This window comes from Paraburkholderia sp. A1RI_3L, from assembly GCF_048957895.1.
In the GTDB taxonomy this organism is placed as follows: Bacteria; Pseudomonadota; Gammaproteobacteria; order Burkholderiales; family Burkholderiaceae; genus Paraburkholderia; species Paraburkholderia kururiensis.
Window position 1 is genome coordinate 175,800 of sequence record NZ_JARCHA010000006.1, and the last position, 21,466, is coordinate 197,265.

Consider the following 21,466-nt stretch of genomic DNA (forward strand, 5'->3'; position numbering starts at 1 on the left):
TCCTGCCGATGGTGACCACTCCGCGAAGAGCCGGATAGAGCAAAGGGGCTGCTCGTGTACGACGTTACGGCGTGCAGCCCTTCCCTGGTTGGTGCCGTGCCACACGAAGCACGCGCGGTTCGCGTTCGCTACGGGTGAGCGCATCGCCGCGCGGGTCCGGCCTTAGCCTCCCCATCAAGCCTCCACATCCTCCAGACTGAAGATCTCGGTCTGGTCGTTATACGAGAAGATCTCCGCATAACGGCTCCAGTCGATCACCGTATCGAGCGTCTCCTCCGCCGCCTGGTCGGAGAGAAAGTCTTCCAGTTCCTGCTCGAAGCGCACGCGCGGTCGCGCGGTGCCCGGGTCGCTCGTTGAGCACCTTCTTGATGCGCGCCGCGAGCGGCACGGCGCAGCAGATGCTCGGCGAACATCATCTTGCGCTCCTGCGTCCCGAATTCCGCGAACACGCGCGCGGGCGGCGTAAGCAGCACATCGCCTTCGCGCACGTCGGCGAAACCGAGGTGCTGGAGCACTTCGGCGATCGGGAACAGGTCGTCCACTTCCAGGTGCAGCGAGCGCGCGATTTCCGGCATGTCGGCGCGGCCGTGACAAGGCGCCGCCGCCAGCGTTTCGATCAGACCGGCCATCAGGTTGGTCGACACACGCGGCAGCCAGCTGCCGAGCTCGAGCCCTGCGGGTGGCCTCACCGGTCTGGCGGGCGGTCATCTTCGCGTAGATGTCGTCCACGAGCTTGCGGAACGCCGGGTCCAGACGGTTGCGCGGGTGCTTGAACGGCACCTTGATCTCGGCCACTACGCGCCCCGGATTCGACGACAACACCAGAATGCGGTCGCACATGAACACCGCTTCCTCGATGTTGTGCGTGACGATCAGCACCGACTTGATCGGCAAGCGCCCTGCGTCCAGAGATCGAGCAAGTCGGTACGCAGCGTTTCGGCGGTCAGCACGTCGAGCGCCGAGAACGGCTCGTCCATCAGCATGAGCATCGGGTCCACCACAAGCGCGCGCGCGAAGCCTACGCGCTGGCGCATGCCGCCCGAAAGCTCGCGCGGGTAGGCGTTTTCGAAGCCGTCCAGACCGATCAGGTCGATGGCGGCCAGCGCCCGCTCGCGCGCTCGCGCGCGCCCACTCCCTGCGCTTCGAGGCCCGCTTCCACGTTCTGCAGCACCGTGAGCCACGGAAACAGCGCGAAGGTCTGGAACACCATCGCCACGCCTTCGGCCGGCCCTTCGAGCGGCTTGCCGCGCCACGCGACCTCGCCGGAGGTCGGAGAAATCAGCCCCGCGATGATGCGCAGCAGCGTGGACTTGCCCGAGCCCGAGCGGCCGAGCAGCCCGACGATCTCGCCTTCGCGCAGCGAGAGATTGGCGTCGTCTAGCACGAGCAACTCGCCCTGGGTCTTGTTGAAGCCCCGGCACACGTTCTGCACGCGCAGGATTTCCTCGCCGACGCGCGGCGGAATCGGGACGCCCTGCGCGTCGCCCAGCGTAGTCGTAGTGCTTGGGGTCTTGGGGTTTGCATCGCTTTACCTTCGAGCCTTCGATTATTCGATCAGTCGAGCCGCAGCCGGGACTCCGCGTAAGTGTAGAGGGGACGCCAGAGCACGCGGTTGAACAGCGTGACGAACAGCGACATCACGGCAATGCCGAGAATGATCTTCGGGTAGTCGCCGGCTGCCGTCATCTGCGCGATATACGCGCCCGAGGCCGTGCGCAGCGACCCTGGTGTCGCCCCACTGCACGAACTCGGACACGATGCTCGCGTTCCACGCGCCGCCCGAGGCCGTGATCGCCCCCGTGACGTAGTACGGAAAAATGCCCGGCAGCATCGCCTGGCGCCACCACTGCCAGCCGCGGATGCGGAAGTTCTGGCCGCTTCCTTGTAGTCGTTCGGATACGCCGTGGCGCCCGCAATCCGTTGAACAGGATATACCACTGCGTGCCGAGCACGATCAGCGGCGAGAGCCAGATGTCCGGGTTCAGATGGAAGCGCACGATCACGATCACGAACACCGGGAACAGCAGGTTCGCCGGGAACGCCGCGAGGAACTGCGCGAGCGGCTGCACCTTCGGCAAGCGCCGGACGCAGGCCGATCAGCACGCCGAGCGGCACCCAGATCACCGAGGCAATCGCGATCAGCAGCACCACGCGCAACAGCGTGATGAGGCCGAGCACGAACACATGGCCGACTTCGTCGAGCGTGACGCCGGTGCGCACGAACGCGATCACGCGCCAGACCACGTAGACCGTGAGCGCGATCACGAACACGGCCCAGATAACATCGCCGATCTTCGCGCGCAGACCTTCGCCGCGCGCCGGAGCGGGCGCCGCGATGGACGTCAGTGACGAGGTCAGCGCGGCGGGCAGCCGGAACGGCACGCGCGCGAGCGTGGCCAGCAAAAGCCCATCGGCACGAGCGACTGATGAATCAGATGCGTGCGGCGAATCAGGTCGAGCAGCCACGACTCGGGCGCGTCGCCCGAAGAGGTGTTCTCCATGCGGAACTTGTCAGCCCACGCCACCAGCGGGCGGAACAGGAACTGGTCGTAGGCCGGGATCACCACGGTCATCGTGAGAATCACCCAGCCCACCGCGTGCAGGTTCTTCTCCGTGATCGCCTGCGCCAGGTACGCGCCGATGCCCGGCAGCGTGATCGTGTTGTTGCCCACCGTGATCGCCTCGGAGGCCACCACGAAGAACCAGCCGCCCGACATCGACATCATCATGTTCCAGATCAGGCACAGGATCAGCGGGAACGCCACAAAGTCCCAGCCGTTCGGCAGCAGCCGCCACGCCGACGCGTTCGCCGTGCGGTTCAGGTTGAAGCTGAAGTCCATCTCAGCGTGCCTCCACAGATGCACCACCGTGATGGTCGCCCACGGTCGCGCAATTCCACGGCTCGTTCATCGAGCGGGATGCTGCGACAGGAAGCGTCGGGAAGCGGTCGGGAAAACAGCAATGAGACATGGCAAAACGCATAGGCGCGTCATCCGTTGCAGTTCGAGAAACACGTCGTTCCGGCCGGCGTTGCACGCCCGCACGGCACGCGAGACGCATGCGCCCTTCGCAGCGATCGGCGGCTTGCGCCTTGCCGGCGAGGCCCCTCGCGCGAGCCAGATAGCGCCTGCGGGGCTGCACTTCGGCGGCAGTTCTTTAGGACCGCATGACACTACTACAACCTGTGTGACAGGCACAACCTCGAGGCACAACCTCAAGGCACAACCTTGCTCCCGGAACCAACCACACGCAGACTGCGGGCACATCGCATGGCCGCGACATCGCGCTCCGACGTGGTTCTCGACTGTCGCTCTCGACCGCCACGCGAAAGCAAATGGAAAGGGCGCTCGTCGAAACGGCGTGGCGTAGCGTGACGCGCGATCCGAACCGCGCTGAGGCGCCCCGCCCATCCCGTACGCCATCGCAGAGGTAAAATCGCCGAGCGGGCTGCGGGCCCCGCCGGGCGACGGAGACACCCACGCGAGCGCGGCCCGCCAATACGAACACTCCGGCGTCATCGCTTCCGGGGCCCGGCAGGCCGGCGCGCGGCGGACGATCTCCCCCAGCCGCCTTCATACGGATACCAGACAGATCGAAAGGCCGATGAACAGGACATCCTTGCGCCAGCTGGCCGCACCGCTTGGCCTCGTGCTTGCGGCGATCCTCTGCTGGTTCGCCGCCGGTGCGATCGCCGACCGCATGGTCCAGCAGGAGCTCGCGGCCGCACTGCGCGCGCAGCGGCAGGTGACCTCTTCGATCGTCGATAACATGGCCGAGGTCATTGCGAGCGACCTTGCGCTTTCGCGCGCCATTCCATCGACGATGGCCGAGCTCGACGCCGTGCAGGACGTGCTCACCGCGGTCCGGCAGTACACGCCGGACGACGGGAAGTCCGATGCCGGACGGCTGGCGCAGCTTGCGGGCGTGCCGGCGCTCGCAGCGATCAATCGCTTCCTTCACGACGCACAGGGTTTCTCCGGGCTCGACGCCATCTGGCTCATCAACGGCAACGGCTTGTGCGTGGCATCGAGCAATGCGACCGGCGCTCACCCGTATATCGGCAAGGACATGCGCACCCGTCCCTACTTCGTCAGCACGCGTCTTGGCGCCTTCACGGAAGGCTACGGCGTGGGACGCCAGAGCGGCGACCCCGGCATCTTCATCGCCGCGCCGGTCTACGACGAAGGCATGCTCGTCGGCGCGGTGGTCGCGCGCATGTCGCTCTCGCGGCTGCGGCACTGGGTAGCGCATCCCGGGTCGTTCGTGACGGATCAGAACGGCGTCATCATCATGGCCAACGACAACCGGCTCGAAGGTCGCACGCTGCCGAATGCCGCGGCGCTCACGATGAACCCCGGCGAGCGCGTCAACATGTATCTGCGCGACCGGTTCCCGCCGCTCGAAATCCGCTCGCTCAGTGCGGACATGCGCGAAGAGGAACCCTGGGTGCCGACCGCGGCCGCCGCGCAGTTGTTCGACATGCCGCGGCACCGCACACCGGCGCTCTACGAATCGCGCGGCGGACTCAACTCCGGTCTGTCCGCTCATCTCGTCGATCCCATCGCCACCTGGCCCGAGCTGCATCGCTCGCACGGGCGCGACCGGCTGCTGGTGTTCCTCACGCTCGTGGGCACGGTGACGCTCACGTGGGTCATCACGGTGTCGTGGACGCGCGAGCTGCGACACCATCGCGCCACACGCGATCTCGCCGAGCAGTTGCAGGCGGCCAACGCGCTGCTCGCGGCCGAGGCGCGGCACGACGCGTTGACGGGCGCGCTCTCGCGTCGCTACTTTCTCGATTTGCTGCGGCACGAGATCGACCGGGCCCGTGCGAGCGGCACACCGCTTTGCATGGCCATCGCGGATCTCGACCACTTCAAGCAGATCAACGACTGCTACGGCCACGCAGCCGGCGACCACGCGCTCGAGCATTTCGTCGACACGTGCCGCGCCGAGCTGCGCGGCACGGATGCGGTGGGGCGCCTGGGCGGCGAGGAGTTCGGCATCGTCCTGCCCTCGACGCGGCTTGCCGAAGGCATCGAAGTCATGGAGCGGCTGCGCAAACGGTTCAAGGGATCCCAGCCTGCGAAGCTGCCCGAGGACGTCGAGCTCGCGGTAAGCATCGGCATTACGGAGTACGCGCCCGACGATCCGCCGGAGCGCCTCATCAGCCGCGCGGACATCGCGCTCTATGCCGCGAAGTCGGCCGGACGCGACCGGACCGAGGCACGCGCGCCCGACGACAGCTCGCTGTCTCCGCGCACGGCTGCCAACGCGTCGTGGCAAGCGTAGCGGGAGCGTGCGAGGCGGTGCACGTGCAGTTCAACGGCAATGAGCGGCAGCGCGGCACGACGACTACATGACCGCCACCCTCCCGCTGCGCCGCAGCCGATACCCGGCACGCCGCCTTTAGCGGTTATCATCGGTCAGACATGAGGACGCCGCGGAGCGCGCCGCGCCCTCGCGCGATTCTCGTTGATACGTTCTATCGGAGGTGTGCATGAAGGGGAATCTGGTCATCGTCTGCCGCGACCAGGATGCTCACGCGTTCGACCAGTTGATGGCCGAATACGGAGCGTTCCAGACGCGCCTGTCGTCGACAGCGTGGTATCTGAAGCTCGACGTGGCGCCCGAAGTGGTTCAGGAGGAAATTCTGGCGCGTCTCGGCAAGTACACGACGAACTACATCTTCGAAGCCGACACGGTCACCTACAACACCGTGGACAGCGACGCCGCCTCTGCGCTCGATTCGCTGTTCTCGGAGTAGTCGCGCCGCGCGCACCTTAGGTCTCTCACGCGGCGCCCACTTCAGGCGCCTGCATCGGACACCTTCCAATCCAACTCGTCCAACTCGCCGTACCACACAACCAGAGGATGCAAGCCGCGGCCCGCGGCCTCACCAGGCGCCCTGCTGCGCCTCCTCTTTTTTCTCGCCACGCGGCATGGCGTCCTGCGAAAACGTCATCAGTGCACGCAGGCCGCCGCCTTCGTGGTTGCCAATTTCCCACTCACCGCCAGCACGCCGCACCAGCCGCTCCACGATGGCGAGCCCCAACCCGCTATGCCCGTTGCCGCCGCGCGCGGGGTCGAGCCGCACGAACGGGCGGCTTGCGTTGATGAGATCTTGCGGAGCGATACCCTTGCCGCTGTCGCTGACCGAAAGCGTGTAGCCGCCCGTCGTGCGCGCCGTGGCGACCACGACGGGCGGTGCGCCGTAGGCATGCGCGTTGTCGAGCAGGTTCGACAGGATGCGCTCCAGCGTGGCCGCCGGAAGCTTGAAGCCGCCGCCTGCTTCCAGCCGCATTTCGATCGCGGCAGCGCCGGGGGCAACGGCGCGGTACGAGCGCACCATGCGCCGGCACTGCTCGTCCACTTCCACCGGTTCGCTGCGGTCCGCGCCGTCGTGCGCAAAAACGAGGAACTGGTCGACGATGTGCGCCATGGAATCGACGTCGCGCACCACGCCGTCGCGCATGCGGGCTTCCTCCATCATTTCGGCGCGCAACCGCAGCCGCGCAAGCGGCGTCTTCAGATCGTGCGCGACGCCGGCCAGCATGACGGCGCGATCGTTGTCCGTGCGCGCCACCTCCTGGACCATCTGGTTGAAGCCGTGCGTGAGCTGACGCAGTTCGCGCGGCCCCCGCTCCGGCACGGGCGGCACGGGCAGCCCGCGGCCGAAGCGCGACACCGCCTGCGCAAGCGAGCGCAACGGCTGCTGAAGCTGCCACGCTGCCACGAGCGCGGCGATCAGTGCGGCCGAGAAGATGATGATGAACCACGGCACCATCTTTTCGATGGGCCTCAGCAGGCGCAACGGCTGCACCGGCACCACGATCCAGCTGCGATCGGCCGGCGAGCGCACCCACAGCGTGGGCGGATGTCCCGGCGTACCGACGCGCACGTCGGTGCCGGGCGGCATGCGGTCGCGCACGTCTTCGAGGAAGCGGCGCAGCGACGGCGGGAGGTCATCGGGATTGATGGGGACGTCGCGGCTGGTGGGGTCGACGAGCCGCACGCGCGAAGGCAACGGCTGATCCGGCGAGCGCGCGACGTGCTGCCGCACCGCCTCGACGAGAAAGGTGGCCTCTTCGACGGCATAGCGCGTCTGCAGCTGGTTGCGTTCGAGCCGCATGAGCGCAAACCAGGCCACGTGAGACAGCAGCAGCACCCCGATGAACAGCAGGGCCAGCCGCCCGAACAGTGAATCAACCGGTCGACGCATGAGCGTTTGGCTCTCCGTCCGGCACAAAGACATAGCCACGGCCGCGCACCGTCTGGATGAAACGCGGCGTGGAAGGATCCGTTTCGAGGATGCGGCGCAGGCGCCACACCTGCACGTCGATGCCGCGGTCGGTGCCGTCGTATTCGGGACCGTGCAGCAGTTCGAGCAGGCGCTCGCGCGTGAGCGTGCGCATGGGGTGATTGACGAAAATCTTCAGGAGCGCGAATTCACTGCCCGACAGCGTGAGGGGACGGCCCTCCTGATGCAGCGCGCGCGACTGGAAATCCAGCATGAAACGGCCGAACGAGAACGGCTCGCGCTGCTCGGGCGCGGCGGCAGACGGCAGCGTGCGCCGGCGACGCAGCACCGCCTGCACGCGCGCGAGCAGTTCGCGCGGATTGAACGGCTTGCCGAGGTAGTCGTCGGCGCCGAGTTCGAGACCGACGATGCGGTCCACGTCGTCGGCGCGCGCGGTCAGCATGATCACCGGGATGTCGTCGCCCGAGGCGCGCAGCTTGCGCAGCGCCGTGAGTCCGTCCACGCCGGGCATCATCAGGTCGAGCACGATGAGGTCGGGGCGTTCGCGTTCGAGCCGGCGCTCCAGCGAGCCGGCGTCGTGCAGCACCGACACTTCGATGCCCTGTTTGACCAGATAGTCGCGCAGCAGGTCGCGCAGTTCTACGTCGTCGTCGACGACAAGGATTTGAGTAGCCATGGCGGAAGTTTATCGTGCGGCCCGTTACGTTTGCCCCCCGACTTTCCCCAAAGGGTTACGGGGCGTTACTACGAAAGGCTGGCGTAATGTCGCGTAACGACTCCGAACGGGGCCGTAACACGACGCATCGTGCGCCTCTCTACGCTGTGCATCACCGGTTGCGGAAATGCGCGTCCATTATTGCGCACCCGCTCCGACCGACGATCACACAAGGAGCATCACGATGTACAAGAAGCCCTCTCGCATTCTCGCCGTTGCCGCCGCCGCGCTGACGCTTTCGCTCGGCGCCGCTTACGCCCAGATGCCGCCGCCCGGTGGTCCTGGCGGCCCTGGCGGTCCGGGCATGCACGAGCATTTCATGAAAGAGCTCACGCAGGTACACGACCGCCTCAAGCTGAATGCCGACCAGGAAAAGCAGTGGCAGGCCGCCCTCGACACGATGAAGCGCGACCACGAAGCCCAGCGCGCAATTCACGAAAAGATGCGCCAGCAGTTCGACGCCATGAAGCAGCAGCCCATTCTCGATCTGAACGCCCTGCATGCGGCGCGTCAGCAGGCCGAACAGCAGAACGTGCAACTGCGCGAGGAAACGGCGCAGGCCTGGCTTGCGTTCTACAACGGCTTGAACGACCAGCAGAAGACGACGGTGAGCACGGAGCTCAAGACGCGCTTCGAGCGAATGGAAGCGCACCGCGAGAAAATGCGTGACCGTTGGGAGCATCGCCGCGGCCCGGCTAGCGCGCCGGCGCCGGTCCAGCAGTAACGCTGTCCCGCGGCCGGGCACGCAAGGCATGCCCGGCCGCTGACGGACGCGGCATCCCGGTTTCGTGACGGGGGCCGCCTTTCCGTTCTTCTCCTTCCCAGCCGCTTCGGCGCTCCAACGGTTGCGCCGGCATCCATCGGCGCACGTCCCCGCCCCACCATCGCCCGCCCTCTTCCGGCCCCATGCCGCCGCACTGGCACGCCCATCCTGTTCAGGTAAAATACCGCGCTTTTCGGCCTGCGCCGGCCTCGCGTCGCCTCATGCAGGCGCCGGTGCAAGACGGACAGAGCCGGGAGACGCCGGTTTAGCGCCCGCTTCGACGCGCCGCAGAACCGGGCGTGAAGCCGGGCGCAAAACCGGGCGCAAGCCGCGCCACGAGGCAAGGCCGCAGCCCATGACCGGACCGCGCATGCCGGCCATCCAGCAGGGCAAAAAAGCGGTGTCGCCAATTTTTGACCGCCTAGAATAGCGGCGGCCGGTCACGAGCCGGCCGGGGGGTGTCGCACAGCCACAGCGACAACCGCTCAGTATCAGGAGAATCATGAAGAAGCTCGCAGTTTGCGTGGCGCTTGCTGTCATGGCCACGGGGGCCATGGCGAAGGAATGGAAAACCGTGCGCATCGGCGTCGATGCCAGCTACCCGCCGTTCGAATCGAAAGCGCCCAACGGCCAGATGGTCGGCTTCGAGGTCGAGCTCACACGTGCACTGTGTGCGCGGATGAACGTGAAATGCGTCTGGGTGGAGCAGGACTTCGACGGGATGATCCCCGCCCTGAAAGCGAGGAAATTCGACGCAATCGTGTCGTCCTACACCGTTACCGGGCAGCGCCGCCAGCAGATCGCCTTCTCCGACAAGATGTACGACGCGCCCGCCCGGATGGTCGCCAAAGCCGGCTCGCCGCTTTTGCCCACGGCCGCATCGCTCAAGGGCAAGCGCGTGGGCGTCGAGCAAGGCTCGACTCAGGAGGCGTACGCCAAAGCCTGGTGGGAGCCGAAGGGCGTGACGGTCGTCACCTATCCGAATCAGGATCAGGTCTATGCGGACCTGCTCTCGGGACGGCTCGACGCGACGCTGCAGGACGAAGTGCAGGCCGACGCCGGCTTCCTCAAGACGCCGCGCGGCAAAGGCTTCGCCTTCGCCGGTCCCGAAGTGAAGGACCCGAAGACGATCGGCGAAGGTACGGCGATCGGTCTGCGTCCCGAAGATATCGAATTGAAGGCGATGCTCAACACGGCGCTGGCCGAAATCCATCAGGACGGCACGTTCCGCAAGCTCGCGAAGCAGTACTTCGACTTCGACATCTACCCGGGAATCCAGTAGCACCCGCGCCCGGGCGAGCACCGATGGTGTTTCGTGCGGGGGCGGTAATAAAGTCCACGACACCGTTTCGCCGGCAACGGCGGAGCACCCCTGGTTTCATTTGCACAGCGGCACGTGAAGTGCCGCGTCTTTCGCGGCGCGCCTGACGTGCCGTCAAGGACCTCGATATGCTCTTTCAAGGCTACGGCCCGCTGATCCTCGCCGGCACATGGCAGACCGTCAAGCTCGCAGTTCTTTCGCTGGCGCTTTCGTTTTTGCTGGGCCTCCTCGGCGCGGCAGCGAAGCTCTCCAAGAACCGGCTCTCGCACGGCGTGGGCACGCTCTACACCACCCTCATTCGCGGCGTGCCCGACCTCGTGCTGATGTTGCTGCTCTTCTACGGCATCCAGATCTGGCTCAATAACCTGACGGACATGCTCGGCTGGGACCAGATCGACATCGACCCCTTCGCGGCCGGTGTCATCGTGCTCGGCTTCATCTACGGTGCGTACTTCACCGAGACGTTCCGCGGCGCGTTCCTCGCCGTGCCGCCCGGCCAGCTGGAAGCCGGCCACGCCTATGGCATGACGGGCTGGCAGGTATTCCACCGCATCATGTTCCCGCAGATGATGCGCTTCGCGCTGCCCGGCATCGGCAACAACTGGCAGGTGCTGGTGAAATCGACGGCGCTCGTCTCGATCATCGGCCTCGCCGACGTCGTGAAGGCCTCGCAGGATGCCGGCAAGGGCACGCTGCGGTTCTTCTTCTTCACGCTGCTTGCAGGGGCAATCTACCTCGGCATCACGACGGTTTCGAACTTCGTGCTCATCTACCTCGAAAAGCGCTACTCGACCGGCGTGCGCAAAGCGGAACTCTAAGGCGAACCTATGCTCGAGCTGATCCAGCAATACTGGCGCAACTATCTCTACACCGACGGCTACCGCTTCACCGGCGTCGCGATCACGCTGTGGCTGCTCGTCGTTTCCATCGGACTCGGCTTCTGCCTTTCGGTGCCGCTCGCGGTGGCGCGTGTGTCGAAGAAGAAATGGCTCGCGGGCCTCGTGTGGCTCTACACCTACATCTTTCGCGGCACGCCCCTCTACGTGCAGTTGCTGCTCTGCTATACGGGCCTCTACAGTCTCGAGATCGTCCGCTCGCACGAGCTCACCAACGCGTTCTTCCGCGAGGGCATGAATTGCACGCTGCTCGCTTTCACGCTCAACACCTGCGCCTACACGACGGAAATCTTCGCCGGCGCCATCAAGGCCACGCCCTACGGCGAGATCGAGGCGGCCCGCGCCTACGGCATGTCCACCTTCACGCTGTACCGGCGCGTGATCCTGCCGTCGGCGCTGCGCCGCGCGTTGCCCTACTACAGCAACGAGGTGATCCTGATGCTGCACGCTACTACGGTGGCGTTCACGGCCACGGTGCCCGACATCCTCAAGATCGCGCGTGACGTCAATTCGGCGACCTATCAATCGTTCGGCGCGTTCGGCATTGCCGCGCTGCTCTACCTCACCATCTCTTTCACGCTCGTGTGGCTGTTCCGCCGCGCCGAGCACCGCTGGCTCGCTTACCTGCGACCGCAAGGCAAGTAATCAGACGCCCGCCCAAGGACTTCGATGGATTCCCAGACGCACAAGCAGAAGCTCTTCGTCGATACGCTGCACAAACAGTACGGCGACAACGAGGTATTGAAAGGCGTGTCGCTCAAGGCGAACGCCGGCGACGTGATCAGCATCATCGGCTCGTCCGGTTCGGGCAAGAGCACGATGCTTCGCTGCATCAACTTTCTCGAACAGCCCAACGCGGGCCGCATCTTCGTGGACGGCGAAGAAGTGCGCACGCTACAGGACAACCGTTCCGGCGCGCTGCGCGTGTCGGACCAGAAGCAGTTGCAGCGCGTGCGCACCAAGCTTTCGATGGTGTTCCAGCACTTCAATCTGTGGGCGCACATGAACGTGCTCGAAAACATCGTGGAGGCGCCCGTGCACGTGCTGGGCGTGTCGCGCCGCGAGGCGGAGGAGCGCGCCCGCACGTATCTGGAGAAGGTGGGCCTCGCGCCGCGCGTCGAGAAACAGTACCCGTCGCATCTGTCGGGCGGCCAGCAGCAGCGCGTCGCGATTGCGCGGGCACTCGCCATGCAGCCCGACGTCATGCTCTTCGACGAACCGACGTCGGCGCTCGACCCGGAGCTGGTTGGCGAAGTGCTGAAGGTGATGCAGACGCTCGCCGAAGAAGGCCGCACGATGATCGTCGTGACCCACGAAATGGCCTTCGCGCGCAACGTATCCAACCACGTGATGTTCCTGCACCAGGGTCGCGTGGAGGAGGAAGGCCACCCCACGGAGGTGTTCGGCAATACGAAGAGCGAGCGCCTCAAGCAGTTCCTGTCGGGCAGTCTCAAATAGCGGGCCGCGCGACGGTATGTCGCCGGTCTGAAGACCGTACGTCGTCCTTGTTGTCTTGATACGGGGAGGCGAATGTAGTCAATGTAGTTTTACAAGGCGCTTACGGCGCCTTTTCTTTTGCTCCGCCGCCGTTCCGCTCCCCGCGCAGGAAGACCCCAAAAGCCGCTGCAAACCCGCCAAAACCGGCTCAAACAGCCGTTCTTTCGCACTACTCCGGGAGTTTTCTGGCGTCAATACAGAGAATCCTGAACGCCCCCTGTCAAAAGCCGTGAGTCCTTTATCAGACAAGGCCTGGCGGAATTTTCACTGCTGTTGTCAGGCGTCCCGCAGCATCGATCTATTGCAATTTGACGACACCTGACCGAAGTCACGCGAATTTGTTCGCCCGGGCGAGTCTTTTTTGCTAAATTAGTAACCAAAGTAGCAAAACAAAGTTGATTAAAAGTAGTTTCACTTCAAAAACGGAGGAGACACCGGTCAACGCAGGATCGGCATGACGGGATAAGAGCCAGTTGTCTGGCCGCGTCATACCACAGCGATCCTCAGTGCACCGTCTCCCAAAATTCCGGTTCCTGTTCGCCGCGTGATGCGTGCGAACACCATTCGCAGTACTGGGTTGACTTCTTGACAGGGTATGGAGGAGAAGATGAAGAAAGCTTTGCTCGCAGCAGCTCTGATGTCGGCTGGCGTGGTTGCGCACGCACAGAGTAGCGTCACGCTGTATGGGCGCCTGGACGCAGGTCTCGAGTACATCAGTGGGCTGCCGAACAACAGCTACACCGGTTCGACCTCGCGCTGGCGCGCGGAGAGCGGTGACTGGGGCACGAGCCTGTGGGGCATGAAGGGCGTCGAAGACATCGGTGGCGGCAACAAGGTGCTGTTCCAGTTGGAAGGCAGCTTCAACACGATGAACGGCACGGGCCCTGGCGGCGGCGGCCTCTTCAATCGCTGGGCGACCGTCGGTATGTCGAACGACAACTACGGTACCCTGCTCTTGGGCCGCGAACTCTTCATCTCGAACGGCGTGTGGGACTTCGATCCGTTCGGTCAGTCGAACTGGTCGTCGGCGTCGCTGGTGCGTGGCCGCAACTGGCCGCAGTCGAGCAACAACATTTCGTACCAGTCGCCGAAGTTCTACGGCTTTGACGCGTACGGCCAGTACGCGCTGTCGAACGCGACGAACTGGAACGGTAACGGCACGACGTCGCAAGGCCGTGAAGGCGGTCTGCAACTGACCTACACGTCGTCGCTCTTCCAGGTTCGCGGCATCTACGACGAAATCCGCAACAACGCCAACGGCCTCTTCACCGACGCGTTCAACTTCTCGCGTGAATACACGGCTGCGGTCAACGTGTTCCTCGGTCCGTTCAAGATCCAGGGCGCGTACCAGGCGATCCGCACGTCGCATGACGCCACGCTGGCCGGCGCTGCGCCGACCTCGCTCGATCACGAATGGGGCGGTGTAACGTGGCAAGCCACGCCGGCTGCAGCCCTGATCGCGGCGGTCTATCACGTGAACGCGAACAAGGGTCAAGGCAACGCGACGATCTACACGATCGGCGGCTCGTACAACATCTCGAAGCGCACGCTGCTCGACATCCAGATCGCTACGGTGCGTAACAGCAAGACCGCGAACTTCGGTCTGGATGCCAACCCGGCAGGTGCGGGCGGTACGGTTTCCTCGACGACCTACAACGAGAACCCGCTGCCTGGCCACAGCCAGACGGGCGTGTACGCCGGCATCCAGCACTCGTTCTAATCGACGGGTGAGAACAGAACAGCTGTAGAAACACTTTCACGCTGCTGCGAGAGGCGCGTATCGGTGCGGTACCCGAAAGGGTGTCGCACCGTTTTTTATTTTGCGGCGCCGCTTTTGAGTGTTCTATTTGCGGGCGCCGTCCGGCCGGTGCGCGGCCCTTAAACCGCCGCTTCGTTCTCCTCGCCGGTGCGGATGCGGATCACGCGCTCCACTTCCGCCACGAAAATCTTGCCGTCGCCGATCTTGCCGGTGCGCGCCGCGCCGATGATCGCGTCGATCACCTGGTCGGTCTGCTCGTTCGCCACCACGACCTCGATCTTCACCTTCGGCAGGAAGTCCACCACGTATTCGGCGCCGCGGTACAGCTCCGTGTGCCCTTTCTGGCGACCGAAGCCTTTCACCTCGGTCACGGTCAGGCCCGTGAGCCCCACTTCGGCCAGCGCTTCGCGCACTTCATCGAGCTTGAACGGTTTAATGATGGCGGTGATGCGTTTCATGGCTTACCTCGTCTCGTATCAGTGTTCGAACGTTCGAAAAAAAAGAAAGGATGCGTCGATTCTACGCCCCGTTCATTGCAGCGGTTCCGTGTAGCGCGACGTGATCGGATAGCGCCAGTCGCGGCCGAACGCCCGGTGCGTCACGCGAATGCCGATCGGCGCCTGGCGCCGCTTGTACTCGTTGATCTTGATGAGCCGCGTCACGCGCTGCACGTCTTCGGGCGCGTAGCCGGCCGCCACGATCTCGGCGAGCGACCGGTCCTCTTCCATGTACATGCGCATGATGGCGTCGAGCACGTCGTAGGGCGGCAGGCTGTCCTGGTCGGTCTGGTTCTCGCGCAGTTCCGCCGAGGGCGCGCGCGTAAGGATGCGCTCCGGGATGATGTTCTGCGTGGCAAATCCAGACGCGGCATTGCGGTAATGGCAAAGCCGATAAACCAGCGTCTTGGCGATGTCCTTGATCACGGCGAAGCCGCCCGCCATGTCGCCGTAGAGCGTGCAGTACCCCACGGCCATCTCGCTCTTGTTGCCCGTGGTGAGCACGATGGAGCCGAACTTGTTGGAGAGCGCCATCAGCAGCGTGCCGCGAATGCGGGCCTGGATGTTCTCTTCCGTTGCGTCTTCGGGGCGGCCGGCGAATTCCGTTGAGAGCGCGCCGCGAAAGGCGTCGAACATGGGCGCAATCGCAATCTCGTCGTAGCGCACGCCGACGCGGCGGGCCATGTCGGCGGCGTCCGTGGTGGAGATGTCCGCGGTGTAGCGCGACGGCATCATCACGGCGCGCACGCGGTCCGCGCCCAGCGCGTCGCATGCCACCGCGAGCACGAGCGCCGAATCCACACCGCCCGACAAGCCGATGATCGCGCCCGGAAACCCGTTCTTGCCGATGTAGTCGCGCACGCCCATCACGAGCGCACCGTAGACCTTCGCTTCGAGCGATGTCTCGGGCGCGACGGCAGCCGGCAAGGGCCGCGGCGCGCCGCCTTGCGTTTCGATCTCGACGATGGCGTGCCCTTCCTGGAACTGCGGCATGCTCGCCACCACCTCGCCCTTCGCGTCGAGCACGAAGGACCCGCCGTCGAACACGAGTTCGTCCTGGCCGCCCACCATGTTCACGTAGACCATGGGCAAGCCGGTCTCGCGAATCCGCGCACGCAGAATGTCAACGCGCGTGGCCTCCTTGTTCAGGTGATACGGTGAGCCGTTAGGAATCAGCACGACCTGCGCGCCCGCGGCCTTCGCCATTTGCGCGGCCGAGGCGTGCCACGCGTCCTCGCAGATCACCACGCCGTACTTCACGCCGTCGAGTTCGAACACGAACGGCTTCGCACGAGACGCGAAGTAGCGCTTCTCGTCGAAGACCTCGGTGTTCGGCAGATCCTGCTTGAGGTAGGTGCCCACCACTTCGCCGTCCACGAGCAGCGATGCTGCGTTGAACGTATCGACAGGCGGAAGGCCGCGCTCGATCGGCGCGTTTGCATTACCATGGCCCTTCGCGCTGCCGGCGCCATCGTCGGCAGCGCCGCTATCGCGCCACGGATGACCCACCACGACGTGCAGTCCCTTGAAGGGCTTCAGCTCGCGGGCAAGCTGGGCGAGCGCGGCCGCGCTTGCGGCATAGAACGCGGGGCGCAGCAGCAGGTCTTCGGGCGGGTAGCCGGACAGGGCAAGCTCCGGGGCAACGACGAGCCGCGCACCATCCTCGTGCGCTGCGCGCGCGGCAGCAACGATCTTCGCGGTGTTGCCGGCGAAGTCGCCGACGGTGACATTGAGTTGGGCAAGAGCGATTCGGGTCTTCATGGCAGGGACAAGGGCAACGCAGTGAGAGCGCGCCGCCACGGTGGCTCGACGGGGACGCCCTGGACTTCACAGGCGCAACGGGTCGAACGGTGAAACGACGGTCAGAAAGATTGAATCAGGAACGCTTCGATTATCGCACGGGCATTCTGGACTCACCGCTCGAGGTGGGACGCGACGAATGGAACGCCCTCCTCGCCCGGCAGGCTCAGCCCACACCGTTCCTGCGTCACGAGTTTCTCGCGGCACTCCACGAGACGCACTGCGCAGTCGCGGACACCGGCTGGGCGCCGCGCTTCGTGACGCTCACCGACGCCAGCACGAACCGCCTCGCCGCTGCGGCGCCGGTCTATCTGAAGGGCCACTCGTACGGCGAGTACGTGTTCGACTGGGCCTGGGCCGACGCGTACAAGCGCAACGGACTCGAGTACTACCCGAAGCTGCTCTGCGCCGTTCCGTTCACGCCGGTCCAGGGCACGCGACTGCTGGCGACCGACGAATCCGCCCGCCGCCATCTCGCCGCCACGCTGGTGGCGTTTGCGGAACAGGCCGACGTGTCGTCGCTGCACGTGCTGTTTCCCACCGCAGAGGAAGCACAGGCGCTCGCCGACCTCGGCACGATGCTGCGCGAGGGCGTGCAGTTCCACTGGATCAACGCGGGCTACCGCGACTTCGACGACTTCCTCTCCACGCTGGAACAGAAGAAACGCAAGAACATTCGCGCCGAGCGGCGCAAGGTGCACGAGGCCGGCGTCACGTTCCGCCGCGTGCGCGGCGAGGACGCGACAGACGCCGAATGGCGCTTCTTCAACCGCTGCTACCGGCAGACCTACCGCGAGCATTTCTCCACGCCGTATCTGAACCTCGACTTCTTCCGGCGCATCGGCGAAACGATGCCCGAGAACCTGCTGCTCGTGATCGCCGAACGCGAAGGCAAGCCCATCGCAAGTTCGCTCGTCGTCTACCAGCGCGGCGAAACGGACCAACGCGGCGCCGCAGGCCCGAGCGGCACGCTGTACGGACGCTACTGGGGCGCGCTCGAACACGTGCCATGCCTGCACTTCGAGACCGCGTACTACCAGCCGCTGGAGTTCTGCATCGAGGAAAAACTCGCCACCTTCGAAGGCGGCGCGCAAGGCGAGCACAAGATGGCGCGCGGCTTCCTGCCCACGGCCACGCATTCGGCCCACTGGCTCGCGCATCCCGCTTTCGCTGACGCCGTCGCGCGCTTTCTGTCGAGCGAGACCGAAACCATTCACGCCTACGTCGACGAACTGCGCGAGCACAATCCGTTCAGGAGCTGATGCGCCGCCCGTCGGTCGCCGCCCTCGCCCCTCTCTTATCGCCCTGCTCACACAACAACAAAAGTCAGCGCCCCATGCCGTGGTTCCTCTATCTGATCGAATGTGCCGACGGTAGCGTCTACACCGGCATCGCCACCGACGTCGCCGCCCGCTTCGACAAGCACGCAAGCGGCACGGGCGCGCGCTACACGCGCTCGCGCAAGCCGCTGCGCGTGCTGGCATCGTTCGAGGTGGCCGATCGGGCGGCCGCCTCGCGCGCCGAGTATTGGGTCAAGCAACTGCCGGCCCGCGAAAAGCGGGCGCTGGCGGCAGGCGCGCGTACGCTCGAATCGGTACTGCCGCAGGTCTCGGTGGACGATGCGGCGCTCACGGAAGTCGCCGTAACCGGATCAGCGTCGCATGAGGCCATGGCCATGGAAGCCGCCGTGCCCGACGCTTCAGTGCCCGACTTTTCAGTACCCGACAACACCCCGCTGCAGTCGCGCGGCAAACGGCGCACCCAATAAAAAACCGCGCGGCCCTTGCGGGCTCGCGCGGTTCTTGCGGCCAGGTTTCCTCCACCCGGTCCGGCAGCGCTTACGCTTACTTCTTGTAGTTCGCCACGCCGTCGTTGATTTCCTTGTGAGCGGCATCCACGCCGGCCCACCCTTCCACCTTCACCCACTTGCCCTTTTCGAGCGCCTTGTATTGCTCGAAGAAGTGCTTGATCTGGTCCTTCAGATATTGCGGCACGTCGTCCACGGACTTCATGTGCGCCGTCATCGGACAGATCTTGTCGTGCGGCACAGCGATCAGCTTGGCATCGACGCCCGACTCGTCGGTCATCTGCAGCATGCCGAGCGCGCGGGCGCGCACCACGGCGCCGGCCAGCAGCGGGAACGGCGTGATCACCAGCACGTCGACAGGGTCGCCGTCGCCGGAGAGCGTCTGCGGAATGAAGCCGTAGTTCGCCGGGTAACGCATGCCCGTGCCGATGAAGCGGTCGACGACGAGCAGGCCCAGTTCCTTGTCGGCCTCGTACTTCACCGGATCGCTTTGCGCCGGAATTTCGACGATCACATTGAAATCGTGCGGCAGATCCTTGCCGGGGGGTACGGTGTTGAAGCTCATGAGCGCTCTCTGGTGAGGATGAAATCCGGAACGCGGCGCGCGGCTCCTGCGCAGCACAAACGCCGCGAGAGAGCCGGACCGTCGGGGAATGCGCCATTATAGCCAATCGGATCGCGGCGCCCGCCGCCGGCCGGGACGCCGCGCCCAGCAGGAAGCATGGCCGGTCCGGGGCGATAATGCAGCGACCGGCCGGGCCCACCGCACGTCGGGTTCTGCCGGCATCCAACCCGCACGATCCACCCGAGATCAACAACGCGAGGCGCACGATGATCGAAGCGAAGCACTTCATTGGCGGCGAATGGTGTCCGCCGTCGAACGGCGAGACCATCGCCGTACTCGACCCGTCCGATGGCAAGCCCTACTCGCGCATCGCGCGCGGCACCGCGGCCGACGTCGAACGCGCCGTACAGGCGGCCCAGACCGCGTTCGGCGGCGCGTGGGGCGCGGCGAGCGCCGCCGAACGCGGGCGCGTGCTGTACCGGCTTTCCATGCTCGTAGCCGCCTGCGGTGAAGAACTCGCGCAGATCGAGGCGCGCGACACCGGCAAGCCGCTGAAGCAAGCCCGCGCGGATGCCGCCGCCCTCGCGCGCTACTTCGAGTTCTACGCCGGCGCCGCCGACAAGCTCCACGGCGAGACGCTGCCTTACCAGGCCGGCTACACCGTGCTCACGGTGCGCGAGCCGCATGGCGTGACGGCCCACATCGTGCCCTGGAACTATCCGATGCAGATTTTCGGACGCAGCGTGGGCGCGGCGCTTGCGGCGGGCAACGCCTGCGTCGTGAAGCCGGCTGAAGACGCGTGCCTCTCCGTGCTGCGCGTCGCCGAACTCGCCGCCGAAGCCGGGCTGCCCGCGGGCGCGCTCAACGTCGTGACGGGCTACGGCCACGAGGCCGGGGCGGCGCTTGCGAGCCATGCGGGCATCCATCACATCTCGTTCACGGGCTCGCCGCAAACGGGCAAGCTGGTCGCCCAGATGGCCGCCGAAAACCACGTGCCGGTCACGCTGGAGCTGGGCGGCAAGTCGCCGCAGATCGTCTTCGCCGATGCCGACCTCGACGCCGCGCTGCCCGTGCTCGTTTCGGCCATCGTGCAGAACGCGGGGCAGACGTGCTCCGCGGGCAGCCGGGTGTTGATCGAACGCGCCGTGTACGAGCCGCTTCTCGACCGCCTCGCCACCGCTTTCAACACATTGCGCGTGGGGCCGTGGCACGCCGACCTCGACTGCGGCCCGCTCATCAACGCGAAGCAACAGCAGCGCGTATGGGATTTCCTCTCCGACGCGCAGCACGACGGCATCGCGATGGCTGCCCACGGCGAAGTGGTGGCCGATGCGCCCGAAAGCGGCTTCTATCAGGCGCCGACGCTGCTGCGCGACGTGCCTGCGACGCACCGTCTCGCGCGCGAGGAAGTGTTCGGCCCCGTGCTGGCGGCGATGCCCTTCGAGAGCGAAGACGAAGCCGTAGCGCTTGCGAACGGCACGGCCTATGGACTCGTGGCCGCAATCTGGACTCGCGACGGCGCACGTCAGCTGCGCATGGCGCGGCGCGTGCGCTCGGGTCAGATGTTCATCAACAACTACGGCGCGGGCGGCGGCGTCGAGTTGCCGTTCGGCGGCGTGGGCCATTCGGGGCACGGCCGTGAAAAGGGCTTCGAGGCGCTCTACGGCTTCACGGTGCTGAAAACCATCGCGATTCGCCACGGCTGAGCGGCCCGGCGAGCACGCGAAGGCATCGCACAGCAGCGCGAGCATCGAGGGCCACCCCGAGCCCTTTCGTGCAGACGACCATCCTGACCACCATGCAGACAACAAAAGGAGACGACATGCGACTCACAGGCAAGACGGCCATTGTCACCGGCGCGGGCTCGGGCTTTGGCGAAGGCATTGCGAAGACGTATGCGCGCGAGGGCGCCAACGTCGTGGTCAACGACCTGAACGGCGCCGCGGCCGAGCGGGTGGCGAGCGAGATCGCGCTTGCGGGCGGCAAGGCGATCGCCGTGACGGGCGACGTCACGCGGGAAGCCGACTGGCACGCGCTGCGCGAGGCCGCCCTGGAGGACTTCGGCAGCGTGCAGATCGTCGTCAACAACGCGGGCACCACGCACCGCAACAAGCCCGTGCTCGACGTGACCGAAGCCGAGTTCGACCGCGTCTACGCCGTCAACGTGAAGAGCCTCTTCTGGAGCGTGCAGGCGTTCGTGCCGTACTTCCGCTCGCAGGGCGGCGGCGTGTTCGTCAACATCGCGTCCACCGCGGGCGTGCGGCCGCGCCCGGGGCTCGTCTGGTACAACGGCAGCAAGGGCGCCATGATCGTCGCGAGCAAGTCGCTCGCCGTGGAGCTGGGCGGCGAGCGCATTCGCGTGAACTGCGTGAACCCCGTAATCGGCGACACCGGGCTCACCGCGCAATTCATGGGCGTGGAAGACACACCCGAAAATCGCCAGCGCTTTCTCGCGGGCATTCCGCTCGGGCGCTTTTCCACGCCGCAGGACGTGGCCAACGCGTGCCTCTATCTGGCTTCGGACGAAGCCTCGTTCATCACCGGCGTGTGCCTCGAAGTGGACGGCGGGCGCTGCGTGTAGTGAA

General features: G+C 65.6%; 16 protein-coding genes and 3 pseudogenes. 12 read left to right on the plus strand and 7 right to left on the minus strand.

Annotation, left to right across the window (positions count from 1 at the left end):
* Positions 1 to 174 precede the first annotated feature (174 nt).
* Together PXJ20_RS18170 and PXJ20_RS18175 are read right to left on the minus strand one after the other, a co-directional pair.
* Positions 175 to 1,489 (minus strand): annotated as a pseudogene (locus tag PXJ20_RS18170) (AAA-associated domain-containing protein).
* Between the two features lie 65 nt (positions 1,490 to 1,554).
* A pseudogene (locus PXJ20_RS18175) lies at positions 1,555 to 2,741 on the minus strand (ABC transporter permease); the annotation flags it as partial.
* Positions 2,742 to 3,603: 862 nt separating this feature from the next.
* On the opposite strand from PXJ20_RS18175, the gene PXJ20_RS18180 reads away from it, so the two are divergent.
* Together PXJ20_RS18180 and PXJ20_RS18185 are read left to right on the plus strand one after the other, a co-directional pair.
* Positions 3,604 to 5,292 carry a diguanylate cyclase gene (locus PXJ20_RS18180; protein WP_421030541.1) on the plus strand — a complete coding sequence of 563 codons (1,689 nt, stop codon included), beginning with the start codon at positions 3,604 to 3,606 and terminating at the stop codon, positions 5,290 to 5,292.
* A gap of 208 nt (positions 5,293 to 5,500) precedes the next feature.
* On the plus strand, positions 5,501 to 5,767 hold the full coding sequence (locus PXJ20_RS18185; RefSeq protein ID WP_017773215.1) for a hypothetical protein: 267 nt from the start codon (positions 5,501 to 5,503) through the stop codon (positions 5,765 to 5,767).
* A gap of 129 nt (positions 5,768 to 5,896) precedes the next feature.
* Here PXJ20_RS18185 and PXJ20_RS18190 read toward each other — a convergent pair whose 3' ends face one another.
* Positions 5,897 to 7,222: an ATP-binding protein gene (locus PXJ20_RS18190; protein WP_421030540.1), complete on the minus strand. Its 1,326-nt coding sequence runs from the start codon at positions 7,220 to 7,222 to the stop codon at positions 5,897 to 5,899.
* Complete coding sequence (locus PXJ20_RS18195) at positions 7,206 to 7,937, minus strand: response regulator (RefSeq protein WP_017773213.1); 732 nt, start codon at positions 7,935 to 7,937, stop codon at positions 7,206 to 7,208. Before PXJ20_RS18195 ends, PXJ20_RS18190 begins: the two co-directional genes overlap by 17 nt.
* A 223-nt stretch (positions 7,938 to 8,160) precedes the next feature.
* Between PXJ20_RS18195 and PXJ20_RS18200 the strand changes: the two genes are divergently transcribed.
* The 6 genes from PXJ20_RS18200 to PXJ20_RS18225 all read left to right on the plus strand — a co-directional run bounded on the left by PXJ20_RS18200 (position 8,161) and on the right by PXJ20_RS18225 (position 14,173).
* A complete protein-coding gene (locus tag PXJ20_RS18200) occupies positions 8,161 to 8,700 on the plus strand; it encodes a periplasmic heavy metal sensor (protein ID WP_017773212.1) in 540 nt (179 codons plus the stop codon).
* 541 nt (positions 8,701 to 9,241) lie between these two features.
* Positions 9,242 to 10,021 (plus strand): ABC transporter substrate-binding protein, encoded by a 780-nt coding sequence (locus tag PXJ20_RS18205; RefSeq protein WP_421030539.1) that lies wholly within the window; start codon positions 9,242 to 9,244, stop codon positions 10,019 to 10,021.
* 167 nt (positions 10,022 to 10,188) lie between these two features.
* On the plus strand, positions 10,189 to 10,878 hold the full coding sequence (locus PXJ20_RS18210; RefSeq protein WP_421030538.1) for an ABC transporter permease: 690 nt from the start codon (positions 10,189 to 10,191) through the stop codon (positions 10,876 to 10,878).
* Between the two features lie 9 nt (positions 10,879 to 10,887).
* On the plus strand, positions 10,888 to 11,601 hold the full coding sequence (locus PXJ20_RS18215; protein WP_017773209.1) for an ABC transporter permease: 714 nt from the start codon (positions 10,888 to 10,890) through the stop codon (positions 11,599 to 11,601).
* Between the two features lie 24 nt (positions 11,602 to 11,625).
* Positions 11,626 to 12,414 carry an ABC transporter ATP-binding protein gene (locus PXJ20_RS18220; protein WP_017773208.1) on the plus strand — a complete coding sequence of 263 codons (789 nt, stop codon included), beginning with the start codon at positions 11,626 to 11,628 and terminating at the stop codon, positions 12,412 to 12,414.
* A gap of 646 nt (positions 12,415 to 13,060) precedes the next feature.
* On the plus strand, positions 13,061 to 14,173 hold the full coding sequence (locus PXJ20_RS18225) for a porin (RefSeq protein ID WP_126877838.1): 1,113 nt from the start codon (positions 13,061 to 13,063) through the stop codon (positions 14,171 to 14,173).
* 158 nt (positions 14,174 to 14,331) lie between these two features.
* Here PXJ20_RS18225 and glnK read toward each other — a convergent pair whose 3' ends face one another.
* Both glnK and PXJ20_RS18235 read right to left on the minus strand, forming a co-directional pair.
* On the minus strand, positions 14,332 to 14,670 hold the full coding sequence (glnK, locus tag PXJ20_RS18230; RefSeq protein ID WP_017773206.1) for a P-II family nitrogen regulator: 339 nt from the start codon (positions 14,668 to 14,670) through the stop codon (positions 14,332 to 14,334).
* Between the two features lie 72 nt (positions 14,671 to 14,742).
* Positions 14,743 to 16,470 carry an NAD+ synthase gene (locus PXJ20_RS18235; protein ID WP_413213373.1) on the minus strand — a complete coding sequence of 576 codons (1,728 nt, stop codon included), beginning with the start codon at positions 16,468 to 16,470 and terminating at the stop codon, positions 14,743 to 14,745.
* A gap of 110 nt (positions 16,471 to 16,580) precedes the next feature.
* Here PXJ20_RS18235 and PXJ20_RS18240 point away from each other — a divergent pair, with 110 nt between their 5' ends.
* Both PXJ20_RS18240 and PXJ20_RS18245 read left to right on the plus strand, forming a co-directional pair.
* Positions 16,581 to 17,771 carry a GNAT family N-acetyltransferase gene (locus tag PXJ20_RS18240; RefSeq protein ID WP_421030537.1) on the plus strand — a complete coding sequence of 397 codons (1,191 nt, stop codon included), beginning with the start codon at positions 16,581 to 16,583 and terminating at the stop codon, positions 17,769 to 17,771.
* Positions 17,772 to 17,845: 74 nt separating this feature from the next.
* Positions 17,846 to 18,265: pseudogene (locus PXJ20_RS18245) on the plus strand (GIY-YIG nuclease family protein); the annotation flags it as partial.
* A gap of 88 nt (positions 18,266 to 18,353) precedes the next feature.
* Here PXJ20_RS18245 and ppa read toward each other — a convergent pair.
* Positions 18,354 to 18,881 carry an inorganic diphosphatase gene (ppa, locus tag PXJ20_RS18250; protein WP_421030536.1) on the minus strand — a complete coding sequence of 176 codons (528 nt, stop codon included), beginning with the start codon at positions 18,879 to 18,881 and terminating at the stop codon, positions 18,354 to 18,356.
* A gap of 266 nt (positions 18,882 to 19,147) precedes the next feature.
* Between ppa and PXJ20_RS18255 the strand changes: the two genes are divergently transcribed.
* Together PXJ20_RS18255 and PXJ20_RS18260 are read left to right on the plus strand one after the other, a co-directional pair.
* On the plus strand, positions 19,148 to 20,587 hold the full coding sequence (locus PXJ20_RS18255; protein WP_421030535.1) for an aldehyde dehydrogenase family protein: 1,440 nt from the start codon (positions 19,148 to 19,150) through the stop codon (positions 20,585 to 20,587).
* A gap of 116 nt (positions 20,588 to 20,703) precedes the next feature.
* Complete coding sequence (locus PXJ20_RS18260; protein WP_017773200.1) at positions 20,704 to 21,462, plus strand: SDR family oxidoreductase; 759 nt, start codon at positions 20,704 to 20,706, stop codon at positions 21,460 to 21,462.
* Positions 21,463 to 21,466: the final 4 nt, after the last annotated feature.

Bases quoted from the DNA above. Each gene is read 5' to 3' on its own strand.
- PXJ20_RS18190 (WP_421030540.1), bottom strand. From the start codon at position 7,222: ATGCGTCGACCGGTTGATTCACTGTTCGGGCGGCTGGCCCTGCTGTTC.
- PXJ20_RS18205 (WP_421030539.1), top strand. From the start codon at position 9,242: ATGAAGAAGCTCGCAGTTTGCGTGGCGCTTGCTGTCATGGCCACGGGG.
- PXJ20_RS18255 (WP_421030535.1), top strand. From the start codon at position 19,148: ATGATCGAAGCGAAGCACTTCATTGGCGGCGAATGGTGTCCGCCGTCG.
- PXJ20_RS18235 (WP_413213373.1), bottom strand. From the start codon at position 16,470: ATGAAGACCCGAATCGCTCTTGCCCAACTCAATGTCACCGTCGGCGAC.
- PXJ20_RS18210 (WP_421030538.1), top strand. From the start codon at position 10,189: ATGCTCTTTCAAGGCTACGGCCCGCTGATCCTCGCCGGCACATGGCAG.
- PXJ20_RS18260 (WP_017773200.1), top strand. From the start codon at position 20,704: ATGCGACTCACAGGCAAGACGGCCATTGTCACCGGCGCGGGCTCGGGC.
- glnK (WP_017773206.1), bottom strand. From the start codon at position 14,670: ATGAAACGCATCACCGCCATCATTAAACCGTTCAAGCTCGATGAAGTG.
- PXJ20_RS18220 (WP_017773208.1), top strand. From the start codon at position 11,626: ATGGATTCCCAGACGCACAAGCAGAAGCTCTTCGTCGATACGCTGCAC.
- ppa (WP_421030536.1), bottom strand. From the start codon at position 18,881: ATGAGCTTCAACACCGTACCCCCCGGCAAGGATCTGCCGCACGATTTC.
- PXJ20_RS18200 (WP_017773212.1), top strand. From the start codon at position 8,161: ATGTACAAGAAGCCCTCTCGCATTCTCGCCGTTGCCGCCGCCGCGCTG.
- PXJ20_RS18215 (WP_017773209.1), top strand. From the start codon at position 10,888: ATGCTCGAGCTGATCCAGCAATACTGGCGCAACTATCTCTACACCGAC.
- PXJ20_RS18225 (WP_126877838.1), top strand. From the start codon at position 13,061: ATGAAGAAAGCTTTGCTCGCAGCAGCTCTGATGTCGGCTGGCGTGGTT.
- PXJ20_RS18180 (WP_421030541.1), top strand. From the start codon at position 3,604: ATGAACAGGACATCCTTGCGCCAGCTGGCCGCACCGCTTGGCCTCGTG.
- PXJ20_RS18185 (WP_017773215.1), top strand. From the start codon at position 5,501: ATGAAGGGGAATCTGGTCATCGTCTGCCGCGACCAGGATGCTCACGCG.
- PXJ20_RS18195 (WP_017773213.1), bottom strand. From the start codon at position 7,937: ATGGCTACTCAAATCCTTGTCGTCGACGACGACGTAGAACTGCGCGAC.